Origin of the sequence: Candidatus Thiopontia autotrophica (genome assembly GCA_014384675.1) — a bacterium.
In the GTDB taxonomy this organism is placed as follows: domain Bacteria; phylum Pseudomonadota; class Gammaproteobacteria.
This window is the reverse complement of sequence record JACNFK010000034.1, coordinates 126,809-139,053: the sequence shown is the minus strand read 5'-3', so window position 1 is coordinate 139,053 and position 12,245 is coordinate 126,809. Positions and strand designations below refer to the sequence as shown.

Below are 12,245 nucleotides of genomic sequence, written 5' to 3'. Positions count from 1 at the left end.
GCTCTCCTAGACTATCTCCAGAGAAACCTCACTGAAGTCACCACTTTCCATTCTGTAGCCACGCATCTCCAGTACACCTTCTGTATTCAGTGAGATAACAAGGTAGAGGGAGTCAGGGTAGGCAGCATCCATCAGATCCTTGCGAGATGGTTTTGCCGGGGAGTGGGGGTGCGAGTGATAGATTGCCCAGAGTGATGTCCCTCTCTCTCTGATATCTCTCATGGCTGTAATCTGTCCTATGGGGTCCATCTCAAACCGGGATTCCGGATCTGGTGAAACATTAGTGATTGGGTAGATTTTCGAGGCGATAACAGCAACCCCACCAATTAGTCCGCAGACCTCCTGTTCAGGACTATTCTGCGCCTCTGCAAGTAGCTGTACCGCCAGTGGTCTGGGGATTTGTGCGCTCATCCGTGGTCTCCACAGGCCGGACACTCCGGATCCTTTGGTAACTTAAGAGTGCGCCACTCCATGGTAAGAGCATCAAGCAACATCAGCTTGCCACTTAGGGTCTCCCCTATATTCATGATGATCTTCATCGCCTCCAGTGCCTGCATACTCCCTATTATTCCAACCAGAGGTGCAAGCACACCAGTCTGAGTACAGGTTTCATCAAGCTCATCTCCCCCCTTGTATAAACAGCGGTAACAGGGGCTGTTTTCCTGATCAGGCCTGAATACTGAAATCTGCCCCTCCATCCGTATCGCTGCACCTGAGACCAGGGGGGTGCCATGTTTGATACAAGCATCGTTAACAGCAAACCTGGTGGTGAAGTTATCGCTACAGTCCAGTACCAGATCAACCTTGGCAATCTCGCTCTCCATCTCCTCGACAGATAGACGTTTATTAATTGTGGTAATGCCGGTGTCAGGGTTAAGGTTGAGCAGGGCCTCTTTTGCAGACTCTACCTTGGGGCGACCGATATCTGCAGTGGTATGGATAATCTGTCGTTGTAGATTGGATAGATCCACATCATCAAAATCAACCAGAGTCAGGTGTCCGGCTCCAGCAGCAGCCAGATAGATAGCTGCAGGGGCACCCAATCCACCCATGCCAACAATAAGGATGTTTGCCTTGAGTAACCGCTCCTGCCCATCTGCTCCAACCTGTGGCAGCATGATTTGGCGGCTATATCGCAGCAATTCGTTATCAGACTCTAATGCCATAAGTGATTCGTTCTAGCCCAGCAAGATCATGCAGGGTTGTGACTCCTGAAAAATTGTTGTGTTGAAACAGAGAGCGTACCTTTTTTCCCTGATCGTATCCATGTTCCACCATAAGAATTCCATCAGGCAAGAGATAGCCTCTTGCATTGTTAACCAGATGGTTGAGATCATCCATTCCGCTGTCACCAGATATTAGTGCCGAGTCTGGTTCATAACGTAGATCACCCTGCTCAAGATGGGGGTCACTGCTGGCAATATAGGGAGGGTTGGAGAGAATCAGGTCGTAGCGCTGATCTATGCTATCAAGTGGCTCAAACCACGACCCTTGCAGAAATTTGATATTTTTCAGATGATGACTGTGGCCATTCTCTCTTGCAACAGCAAGAGTAGCGGCTGATTGGTCCGTGGCAGTAATGGTGCATCCTGCACGTTCGTTGGCAACAGCAATAGCGATAGCTCCGCTTCCTGTTCCAAGGTCGGCGATCTTCCACTCGGCCTCTTCTGGCACAAGCCCAAGCACCTGCTCAACCATGACTTCTGTCTCCGGTCTCGGCACCAGGGTATCGGCAGTAATTTTCAGAGAGAGAGACCAGAACTCCTGTTTCCCAATCAGATGAGCAACAGGTTCTCCATCTGCTCGGCGCTGGATCAGATTAGAGAAAAGATGGAGGTTATCGTTGTCAATAGTAGACTCTGGCCAGGTATGGAGCCAGGTACGACTTCTGCCTATAACATTGCCAAGCAGTAGCTCACTGTCTAGGTGAGCAGTATCAGATCCGGATTTGGTTAGCTGCTCGGTTGCATGTTGTAGAGATTGCTCGATGGTGGTCATCAGGCCTCGTTGGCAAGTGCGGCCAGCTGATCTGCCTGATGCTCATTGATAAGTGGTTCAATAATGTGATCGAGACTTCCCATCATGATCTCATCAAGTTTATATAGGGTCAGATTTATGCGGTGATCAGTGACTCTCCCCTGTGGAAAGTTGTAGGTACGAATTCGCTCTGAGCGATCACCGCTGCCGACCAGATTTCTTCTATTCTCCGCTACCTCGGCACTCTGCTTGTCGCGCTCTGCAGTGAGCAGTTTTGCCGAGAGTAGAGTCATGGCACGCGCTCGGTTTTTGTGTTGTGAACGTTCATCCTGACACTCCACTACAACTCCAGTGGGAAGGTGGGTAAGGCGAATGGCAGAATCAGTTTTGTTGACATGCTGCCCACCTGCACCAGAGGCACGAAAAGTATCTACCTTCAGATCGCTGGGGTTGATGTCGATGTGATCAACCTCTTCAACCTCAGGCAGTATCGCTACAGTTGCAGCAGAGGTGTGTACACGTCCCTGTGACTCAGTCTCTGGCACTCGCTGAACACGATGTGCACCAGACTCAAACTTTAGTCTGGAGTAGGCGCCCTTGCCGACAATGCGGGCAATAATCTCTTTGTAGCCACCATGTTCCCCCTCATTCTGGCTCATAATCTCCAGCTGCCAACGGCGCTGTTCTACGTAGCGGGCATACATGCGGAACAGATCTCCAGCAAATATTGCAGCTTCATCCCCACCTGTGCCTGCACGTACCTCAAGAAATATATTGCTCTCATCCTTTGGGTCTTTTGGCAGCAGAAGTTTCTGTAGTTCCAGCTCCAGCTCATCCTTGCGTTCTGTTGCTATGGACAGCTCCTCCGCAGCCATCTCCCGCATCTCCGGATCACTCTCATTTCGCATCTCCCTGGCGGCCTCGATATCATTCATAACTTCTTGGTATTGCTCATAGAATGAGACAACAGGGGTGACTTGGGCATGTTCCTGGGAGAGTGTACGAAACCTGTTGTTGTCACGTATTGTTTCCGGATCGGAAAGCAGTGCATTGAGCTCCTCCAGTCGAGCGCTGAGATTGTCCAGTTTTAGAAGAATGGAATCTTTCATATGTATGTTTCTGTTTATAGGGGAGGGACAGCAATGAAGTAGCTCAGCCTCGATATCAGAGAGCTATGGCAAGAGAGTACAGCTAATGATTATCCAGATTAAACAGTGTGCGAGTGGCACCTATCAGGTTATTTCGTTCATCATTTCCAGCAGACCTAAGCTGGCTACAGGGAGAGTGAATTAGCTTATTGGTAAGCTGGTGTGCCAGAACATCAAGGATGTGTTGAGGGTCTTCACCGGCGGCGAGCATCTTGCTTGATTTAATCAGCATCTCTTCACGAGTACGGTCGGCTTGTGCGCGAAAGGCACGAATGGTTGAGACCGATCCTTGTGCATCTACCCAGTCCATAAAGTGAACAACCTGAGTGTCAATAATCTCCTCAGCCTGCTTGGCAGCATCCTGACGTGACTTCATGTTTTCCTGGATTACCTCCTGCAGATCATCAACCGTGTAGAGATAGACATCCTCAAGATTATCCACCTCTGGCTCAATGTCACGAGGCACAGCAATATCAACCATGAACATGGGCTGGTGGCGGCGATCCTTGAGCGCACTCTCAACAGCACCTTTTCCAAGAATTGGAAGTGGACTGGCAGTGGAGGAGATTACAATATCGGCCTCGCTCAGATGATCCGGGATTTCTGTTAATGAGATAGCGTAACCACCAAACTCCTCTGTCAGTTTGTGCGCCTTCTCGACAGTTCTGTTGGCAACAATCATCTTCCCAATACCCTGCTCATGAAGGTGACGGGCTGCAAGTTCAATAGTCTCACCAGCACCAATCAACATAACAGATTTTCCGCTCAGATCACCAAAGATCTGTTTGCCCAGAGAGACGGCAGCAAAGGCAACTGATACCGGACTACTGCCAATTGCAGTATCGGTACGTACCTGTTTGGCAGATTTAAAAGTGTGCTGAAATAGACGATTAAGGATTTTCCCGGTTGTCCCAGCCTCATTGGCGGCAGTGAATGCTGTCTTCATCTGCCCAAGAATCTGGGGCTCTCCCAAAACCAGAGAGTCCAATCCGCTGGCAACACGTAGCATATGGCGTACCGCATCATGGTCAGGATGCAGGTAGGTATAAGGCCTTACCTTGCCACTCTCCAGGCGGTGAAAATCACTAAGCCATTCAACAACCCTGTTCTCATTGTATTCTTTCATGCCACAGTAAATTTCTGTGCGATTACAGGTAGAGAGAATTGCTGCCTCATTAAAGTCAGAGTTTGATGTCAGATCCTTTAGTGCGTACGGAATTTTCTCCGGAGCAAAGGAGACCTTCTCCCTGATATCTACAGGAGCTGTCTTGTGGTTTATGCCAAATGCGACCAGTGTCATGGGGTATTTATTCTATCTCTCCTCAATTGGGACGAATTTTGATGGATTCCCATAGAAAACACAAGAATGAATAGATGCATTTGCCTGATTCTTCATGGTACTCTGATATGTCAATAATGGATGGTATTAGAGTGAAAACAATTCCGCAGCTTCTTGCCCTGACTCTTTTGGCACTCTTGACTGGTTGTGCAAGCATGAAGAGCACCCTGGCAGACCCCCAAGATATAGCTGTTGTCCCAGCGGCACATGAAGCCGGTGACAGCATTATGTTTAATGTGTTGGTTGCCGAGATCTCGGCACGGCGTGGAGACCATGACTCCACCTATGAATACTACCAGCGCGCAACCAGACAGACTGATAATCCGGCAATTGCAGAGCGCGGTGCCCGTCTCTCCATTCATAGCCAGAATGTTGAACGAACCATAAGTTCTACTGAAACCTGGGTTGAGCGCGCTCCCGAGAGTGTTGAGGCGAGGAGAATACTTGGCGCTCTGTTGCTGCGAAATCATCAACCTGATTTAGCGGTAAAACATTTTGAGAAAATTATCGCCCTGAAAGAGGCGGATGCGGATGGTGGAGTGCTCGGTGCATTTATGTTGATAGCAGAGCAGCTGAGAAAAGAGCCTAACAAGGTGGTAGCAAGCCAGGTGTTGCGGAAGGTGGTGCGACGATCTATTGAGGTGCCGGAGGCGTGGTATGTTCAGGCATGGTATTACACCAAGACAAAAAAACCTGAGAAGGCGATGGAGTCGGTTGATCGTGCACTGAGTCTGCGTCCTGGATGGGGCAAGGCGGTGGTGCTCCGTGTATCTATCATGGAGTCGCTTGGTGAGACCAAAGAGGTTTTGAGTTTTCTTGAGGAGCAGGTCGAGGAGTTTACTGGTGATGCAGATATTTTTATTCGCTATGGCCAGGCCTTGCTCTCTCAGGGGAGGGATTATGAGGCGCTGATTCAGTTTAAGAGTGCGCTGGATATTCATCCTCGTTCAGCAGAAATTCTGAGTTCGATTGTTTTGGTTCACCTCAGCAATAAAAATTATAAACATGCAAGGCCATTCCTGACGCGCCTACTGGAGATTGACGGGCAGGAAGACAAGGCCAACTACTACTTTGGAGAGCTTGAAGAGGGGTTGGGAAATCGGAAAGAGGCAATTACCCACTATGCATCGGTAACTCATGGATTAATCTACTTTAATGCACGGATACGAATGGCGACCCTGATTGCCGAGGCAGATATTGATGCAGGTATCTCTGTTCTTCGTGGCCTATCACTCCATGACAATCGCAGACGTATCCAGGTTCTATTGCTAGAGGGGGGGTTGCTGGAAGAGTCTGGTCGTTATATTGATGCGATTGAAACCTATAGTCAGGCACTGGAGCTGAGTCCAGGGAATGAGGATATTCTCTATACCAGAGCAATGGCAGGTGATCTGGCTGGCAGGCTGGATATTCTGGAGCGCGACTTACGTGCAATCCTGGACAAGAATTCAGGCAATTACCATGCATGGAATGCGCTTGGATACACCCTGACACTACGTACAACCCGTTATGAAGAGGCAAGAGGATATCTGGAAAAGGCAATTGCACTGCGCCCCAATGACTTCTATGTGCTCGATAGTATGGGTTGGGTGCTCTACAAGATGGGGCAAATTGGAGAGGCGCTGGACTATCTGACTCGTGCACTGGATGCCAAGCAGGATGCAGAAGTGGCAGCACATCTGGGTGAGGTTAGATGGGTCAGTGGAGATCAGGATGGGGCCAGCAAGGTCTGGGCGCTTGCAAAGGAGCTAGATGAGAACAATCCAATATTGGTCGAGATCCTGGAACGTTTCTCGCAATAATTTTTCCCCCATTTTTTATCTGCTGTTGGTTCTGCTTGCGGGCTGTTCGGCTGTGCCGGAACGAATCCAGCCAGTTGAGGTGGTAGCCTGGGAGGTTAGGCAGCAACAACTTGCTACACTGCAGGAGTGGAGTGTGGATGGACGTGTGGCATTTCGTTCTGGGCTGGACGGGGGGCAGAGTGGTTTTTCGTGGCAACATACGGCCCAATCTCAACGTTTTGATCTCACCGGAATTTTGGGAGCTGGGTCATTTAGCCTAAAAAGTGGCCTGTCTGGTGTTGAGCTTACAACGGGAGATGGCGAGATCTACAGGGGAGAAGATCCAGAGCGGTTATTGTTTGAGATTAGTGGATGGAGATTTCCTGTGAAGGAGGCTAGTTACTGGGTAAGAGGATTGCCTGACCCACAATTCAGTGCGCTTCCCATGGTGCTGGATAAGAAAAATCGACTCCAACTTATGGCGCAGTCAGGCTGGAGTGTTGAGATTATCAGATATCAATATGTTGGAGAGTTGGAACTTCCTGCATTGGTGGCGATGGAGAGAGGTGATGTGCGGGTCAAATTACGGTTAACCAACTGGAAGATAGGGTAGTATCAAAAGTGGAGACCCAGCAACAAACTGTCTGGCCGGCACCAGCAAAACTCAACCTTTTTCTTCATGTAACAGGACGTCGTAGCGATGGTTATCATGAGCTTCAGACCGTATTCCAGTTTGTTGATCTGCAGGATCAGATCTCGATTGAGGTTACAGATAGCGGAGAAATTGAGCGTCCAACAGGACTTGAAGGGGTGAGTGCAGAGGATGATCTGGTCGTACAGGCTGCAAAAGCCCTGCAAAAACAGACGGATACATCATTTGGCGCAATAATTAATGTGGATAAGCAGATCCCGGCCGGTGGTGGGCTAGGGGGCGGAAGCTCGGATGCGGCAACCATCCTGGTTGCTCTCAACAAGCTGTGGTCGACCGGTCTGTCTCAAGCTGAGCTCTCTGCAATAGGATTGCAACTGGGGGCTGATGTGCCGATCTTTATCTACGGAAAATCTGCGTGGGCAGAAGGGGTTGGAGAAGAGTTGGTAACTGTTGAGCCACCTGAATACACTTATCTTCTGCTTGACCCTGGAGTTTCGGTCTCTACCGCAGATATTTTTCAAGCGAAAGAATTGACACGAAACACTCCAAAAGCGAAAATAGCCGGCTTTCTGCGTGGCTCTTTGGCCAATAGTGGAAGGAATGATTGCGAGCCCGTTGTTATTGCACGCTATCCAGAGATTGCAGAGGCTCTGAAATGGCTCTCTCAATTTGGTGATGCAAGAATGACCGGAACAGGTGGTTGTCTGTTCGTTGCATTAAGTGATCATGCAGAGGCCGAACGAATTAGAGGACAGCTGCCTGAAAAATGGAGTGGTTTTGTGGTTAGAGGAATGAATAGATCACCTTTGGTCACGGGGTAAAAAGATATTCGGGTGTCGTCTAACGGCAGGACAGCAGGTTTTGATCCTGCGAATCGTGGTTCGAATCCATGCACCCGAACCAAGCATAAAGACATGCTGGTAAATAAAAGACAGTATGAGGTTGAATGAGGTTAGGATGTTTCGGAACGCGCAACGAAGTGGAGCGGTAATCCATGCACCCGAACCAAGCATAAAGACATGCTGGTAAATAAAAGACAGTATGAGGTTGAATGAGGTTAGGATGTTTCGGAACGCGCAACGAAGTGGAGCGGTAATCCATGCACCCGAACCAAGCATAAAGACATGCTGGTAAATAAAAGACAGTATGAGGTTGAATGAGGTTAGGATGTTTCGGAACGCGCAACGAAGTGGAGCGGTAATCCATGCACCCGAACCAGATTGAATTAGAATTAAGTGATGTAATAAAGATTTTAGGATAGGTTAAGAGACGATGAGCGCAGCACCGACAGAAGATCAGATAATGCTCTTTTCTGGTAACTCCAATCCGGAGTTGGCCAGCGCTGTCGCACGTAATTTGAGCCTAAAGCTGGGGCAGGCAACAGTCGAACGTTTCAGCGATGGTGAGGTGATGGCCGAGATCCGGGAAAATGTTCGTGGACGTGAGGTTTATGTGCTTCAGTCAACATGTGCTCCAACCAATGACAACCTGATGGAGCTGTTGGTGATGGTCGATGCATTGCGTCGTTCCTCGGCAAAGAGAGTTACAGCTGTGATTCCATATTTTGGGTATGCACGCCAGGATCGTCGTCCGCGTTCAGCACGGGTACCTATTACAGCGCGCCTGGTTGCAGATATGATCAGCCGTTCTGGAGTGAACCACGTTTTAACAATTGATCTGCATGCAGATCAGATCCAGGGGTTTTTTGGAATTCCGGTAGATAACATTTATGCATCTCCCCTGTTGATGGGAGATATCTGGAGGCATGAGTACCCCAATTTGATTGTGGTCTCTCCGGATGTTGGCGGTGTTGTGCGTGCGCGTGCAATTGCCAAGCTGTTGGGCGGCCTTGATCTTGCAATTATTGATAAACGTCGTCCTGCTGCAAATGTCGCCAAGGTGATGAATATCATCGGTGATGTTGAAGGAAAATCATGTGTTTTGGTTGATGATATGGTTGATACAGCAGGAACCCTCTGCAAGGCGGCCAAGGCCCTTAAAGAGCATGGTGCGGCAAGGGTAAATGCATACTCTACCCATGCAGTACTTTCCGGTCCTGCGGTTGAGAATATCACCAACTCCGAACTGGATGAGCTGGTAGTAACAGATACCATTCCGCTGAGTAACGGAGCGTCTGAATGCTCAAGGATTCGCCAGATCTCGGTAGCAGAGTTGTTGGCAGAGACAATCCGCAGAATGCATACAGGAGAATCTGTTAGTTCGCTCTATATGGATTAGATAGGTAAATTTGTTGTTTTGTATTATTGGTGGCCAATATTGAACAAGCCGCCGTTTTGGAGATAGAAAGATGAGTAGTAGTTTTGAAATGAGTGCAGCACCGCGTGGTGATCTTGGTAAAGCGGCAACACGTCGTCTGCGCCATTCTGGCCAGGTTCCCGCAGTAATTTACGGGGATAACAAAGAGCCTGCATCAATTATGATGGTTCACGATGATCTGATGCATAACCTGGAAAATGAGGCCTTCTATAGCCATATTCTCTCTATAGAGGTTGATGGCAATAAAGAGGACGTAGTACTTAAGGATCTCCAGCGTCATCCAGCCAAGGCAAAGATTCTTCATGCTGACTTTATGCGAGTCAGTAGCAAGAGTGAGATGAAAATGAATGTTCCTCTCCACTTTATAAATGAGGAAGCTGCACCAGGAATCAAGGATGGTGGAATACTTAGCCGACTGATGACCGATGTAGAGATCAGCTGTCTTGCTTCTAACCTGCCTGAGTTTATTGAGGTTGATCTAACCGGCCTTGAGGTTGGTGATTCTGTTCAGCTTTCACAACTTGTTCTGCCAGAGGGTGTAACCATTACCGCACTTGCTCGTGGCGATGACCATGACCAGGCAATTGCAACTGTTCAAAAGGTTCGTGCAGTTAAGGAAGATGATGAAGTTGTTGCTGAGGCAGGCGCCGAAGGTGAAGATGCTGAAGGTGCTGACGAAGCAGATTCTGAGGATTCTGGAGAGGAGTAACTCTCTAAGAGCTGGCCATGAGTGAGAATATCTCTCTAATTGTTGGCCTCGGTAATCCCGGATCAAAGTATGAACCAACCCGGCATAATGCCGGGTTTTGGTTTCTGGATCTGATTGCAGAGAGACATGGCGTCAAGTTTGGGATGGATACCAAACTTCATGGCGAGGTTGCCAGGATTGCCATTGATGGTAAGCAGATATGGTTATTAAAGCCGACAACTTTCATGAATCGGAGCGGGCAAGCAGTCTCTGCTCTGGCTGGGTACTATAAAATTCCGGTAGAGTCAGTGCTGGTTGCACATGATGAGCTCGATCTACCTCCGGGGCAGTTGCGCATAAAGCAAGGCGGTGGCCATGCCGGCCATAATGGTCTGCGGGATATTATTGCCCATATGGGGAAAGAGTTTATCCGCCTTAGAGTTGGAATAGGGAGACCTGACCACCCCGGTCCAGTAACGGATTATGTATTGGGCAATCCAGGTAAGTTGTCACGACAGATGATTGATGATGCCCTGGACGATACAGAACTGATGCTGGATAAAATTGTCGGTGGTGAAATGGCAAAGGCCATGAACAGGCTGCATGGTCGTGGCAAGGTATAACAGACAAGAGTCAACAGGTATAAAATTATGGGATTCAAATGTGGAATAGTCGGTCTGCCAAATGTGGGCAAATCGACCCTCTTTAATGCGCTGACCCAATCCGGTATTGATGCCGAAAACTATCCATTCTGTACCATAGATCCAAATGTGGGAATGGTTCCAATGCCTGATGCACGACTTGATGCGCTCGAGAGTATCGTAAATCCGGAGAAGGTAATCCCCACCACCATGGAGTTTGTAGATATTGCTGGTCTGGTGGCTGGAGCATCAAAAGGAGAGGGTCTGGGTAATAAATTTCTTGCAAATATTCGTGAGACAGATGCTATTGGCCATGTTGTGCGTTGCTTTCAGGATGAAAATGTCATCCACGTATCAGGAACGATTGATCCAGCAAATGATATTGAGATAATCAATACAGAGTTGGCGCTGGCAGATCTTGAGACTGTTGAAAAGGCAATTGCCCGGGTTGAAAAAACTGCCCGTTCAGGAAACAAGGATGCGCTCGCAAGAAAAGAGTTTCTGGATAGCGTTAGAGACCATCTGGACGGTGGAGATCCGGTACGCTCCATGCAGTTGAATGAAGATGATCTGGATGGCCTCCATGAACTTCATCTGTTAACTATCAAACCAACTATGTATATCGCCAATGTTGCAGAAGATGGATTTGAGAACAATCCATACCTTGATAAGGTGCGTGAAATTGCAGAGAGTGAAGGTGCTGAGATAGTTCCTGTATGTGCCTCAATTGAGGCTGAGTTATCAGAGCTTGATGATGAAGAGAGGGCCGAATTCCTGCAGGAGATGGGGCTGGATGAGCCAGGACTGAATCGTGTTATTCGTGCCGGATACCAACTGCTGGGTCTGGAGACATACTTCACTGCCGGGGTAAAAGAGGTGCGAGCCTGGACCTACGAGAAAAACTCCACTGCACCACAGGCGGCAGGGAAGATACATACCGATTTTGAGCGTGGATTTATTCGTGCAGAAGTTACAGCATACGATGACTTCATCACTCATAACGGAGAGCAGGGTGCCAAGGAGGCCGGTCGTCTTCGCCTGGAGGGGAAAGAGTACATTGTGCAGGATGGGGATGTGATCCACTTCCGTTTCAATGTCTGAAACTGTTGTCGAAGAGGCGGCGTTTCTATATAATGCGCCCTCTTTTATGGCCATGTAGCTCAGCTGGTTAGAGCGCAGCACTCATAATGCTGAGGTCGGTAGTTCAAGTCTACCCATGGCTACCATACAATCCACAGAATCATGGTTGGTTGCATTGATTTTGTTGTCTAAAACTACCGACCAAATCGGCTAGAGCCGATTACGGTAGTGGGCGGCAGAGCCGCCTCAGCATAGCTGATCAAGTCTACCCATGGCTACCATACAATCCACAGAATCATGGTTGGTTGCATTGATTTTGTTGTCTAAAACTACCGACCAAATCGGCTAGAGCCGATTACGGTAGTGGGCGGCAGAGCCGCCTCAGCGTAGCCGATCAAGTCTACCCGTGGCTACCTGACCGCTCTGTGATCACCACAGTAGCATGCCAAGAATCATCACTGGCTGTATGGCAAGTACGGCAAACATGGTAAACATGAGAACTGCAACGGCATAGACGACCTTTTCGCCGATCGGGTCCATTATGGTATGGAATCTGTTTTTTACTATATTATGCATGATAAACTCCGTTTATTAAGTAGTTTAATAACTTTATACTGGTTAGATTGTAGACCACCACGATTTCCGCCTTATTTCCAATTATT

The 12,245-nt window shown here is 48.6% G+C and carries 13 protein-coding genes and 2 tRNA genes; 9 read left to right on the top strand and 6 right to left on the bottom strand.

Going from position 1 to position 12,245, the window contains the following annotated elements; translation table 11 throughout:
* Positions 1 to 6: 6 nt before the first annotated feature.
* From H8D24_07295 to H8D24_07275, 5 genes are all read right to left on the bottom strand, one after another.
* The gene (locus tag H8D24_07295) at positions 7 to 411 is read right to left on the bottom strand and encodes a M67 family metallopeptidase (GenBank protein ID MBC8520193.1); all 405 of its coding nucleotides are present in this window, start codon (positions 409 to 411) and stop codon (positions 7 to 9) included.
* Complete coding sequence (gene moeB / locus H8D24_07290; GenBank protein MBC8520192.1) at positions 408 to 1,166, bottom strand: molybdopterin-synthase adenylyltransferase MoeB; 759 nt, start codon at positions 1,164 to 1,166, stop codon at positions 408 to 410. The genes H8D24_07295 and moeB overlap by 4 nt, the downstream gene beginning before the upstream one ends.
* A complete protein-coding gene (prmC, locus tag H8D24_07285; protein ID MBC8520191.1) occupies positions 1,150 to 1,998 on the bottom strand; it encodes a peptide chain release factor N(5)-glutamine methyltransferase in 849 nt (282 codons plus the stop codon). The genes moeB and prmC overlap by 17 nt, the downstream gene beginning before the upstream one ends.
* Positions 1,998 to 3,086 (bottom strand): peptide chain release factor 1, encoded by a 1,089-nt coding sequence (prfA, locus tag H8D24_07280; GenBank protein MBC8520190.1) that lies wholly within the window; start codon positions 3,084 to 3,086, stop codon positions 1,998 to 2,000. Before prfA ends, prmC begins: the two co-directional genes overlap by 1 nt.
* 82 nt (positions 3,087 to 3,168) lie before the next feature.
* Positions 3,169 to 4,425, bottom strand: a complete 1,257-nt coding sequence (locus H8D24_07275; protein MBC8520189.1) for a glutamyl-tRNA reductase — start codon at positions 4,423 to 4,425, stop codon at positions 3,169 to 3,171.
* A gap of 131 nt (positions 4,426 to 4,556) precedes the next feature.
* Between H8D24_07275 and H8D24_07270 the strand changes: the two genes are divergently transcribed.
* The 9 genes from H8D24_07270 to H8D24_07230 all read left to right on the top strand — a co-directional run bounded on the left by H8D24_07270 (position 4,557) and on the right by H8D24_07230 (position 11,729).
* A complete protein-coding gene (locus tag H8D24_07270) occupies positions 4,557 to 6,266 on the top strand; it encodes a tetratricopeptide repeat protein (protein ID MBC8520188.1) in 1,710 nt (569 codons plus the stop codon).
* Between the two features lie 52 nt (positions 6,267 to 6,318).
* Positions 6,319 to 6,858: an outer membrane lipoprotein LolB gene (lolB, locus tag H8D24_07265; GenBank protein ID MBC8520187.1), complete on the top strand. Its 540-nt coding sequence runs from the start codon at positions 6,319 to 6,321 to the stop codon at positions 6,856 to 6,858.
* Between the two features lie 8 nt (positions 6,859 to 6,866).
* The gene (ispE, locus tag H8D24_07260; GenBank protein MBC8520186.1) at positions 6,867 to 7,718 is read left to right on the top strand and encodes a 4-(cytidine 5'-diphospho)-2-C-methyl-D-erythritol kinase; all 852 of its coding nucleotides are present in this window, start codon (positions 6,867 to 6,869) and stop codon (positions 7,716 to 7,718) included.
* An 8-nt stretch (positions 7,719 to 7,726) separates the two neighbouring features.
* A tRNA-Gln gene (locus H8D24_07255) sits at positions 7,727 to 7,800 on the top strand.
* A 369-nt stretch (positions 7,801 to 8,169) separates the two neighbouring features.
* Positions 8,170 to 9,135: a ribose-phosphate diphosphokinase gene (locus H8D24_07250; GenBank protein ID MBC8520185.1), complete on the top strand. Its 966-nt coding sequence runs from the start codon at positions 8,170 to 8,172 to the stop codon at positions 9,133 to 9,135.
* Between the two features lie 70 nt (positions 9,136 to 9,205).
* Entirely contained in the window at positions 9,206 to 9,883 is a 678-nt protein-coding gene (locus H8D24_07245) for a 50S ribosomal protein L25/general stress protein Ctc (protein MBC8520184.1), read from the top strand.
* 17 nt (positions 9,884 to 9,900) lie between these two features.
* Positions 9,901 to 10,485, top strand: a complete 585-nt coding sequence (pth, locus tag H8D24_07240; GenBank protein MBC8520183.1) for an aminoacyl-tRNA hydrolase — start codon at positions 9,901 to 9,903, stop codon at positions 10,483 to 10,485.
* A gap of 27 nt (positions 10,486 to 10,512) precedes the next feature.
* Positions 10,513 to 11,604: a redox-regulated ATPase YchF gene (gene ychF, locus H8D24_07235; protein MBC8520182.1), complete on the top strand. Its 1,092-nt coding sequence runs from the start codon at positions 10,513 to 10,515 to the stop codon at positions 11,602 to 11,604.
* 48 nt (positions 11,605 to 11,652) lie between these two features.
* Positions 11,653 to 11,729: transfer RNA gene (locus tag H8D24_07230), tRNA-Met, on the top strand.
* A 283-nt stretch (positions 11,730 to 12,012) separates the two neighbouring features.
* Here the strand turns inward: H8D24_07230 and H8D24_07225 are convergent.
* Positions 12,013 to 12,159, bottom strand: a complete 147-nt coding sequence (locus H8D24_07225; GenBank protein ID MBC8520181.1) for a hypothetical protein — start codon at positions 12,157 to 12,159, stop codon at positions 12,013 to 12,015.
* Positions 12,160 to 12,245: the final 86 nt, after the last annotated feature.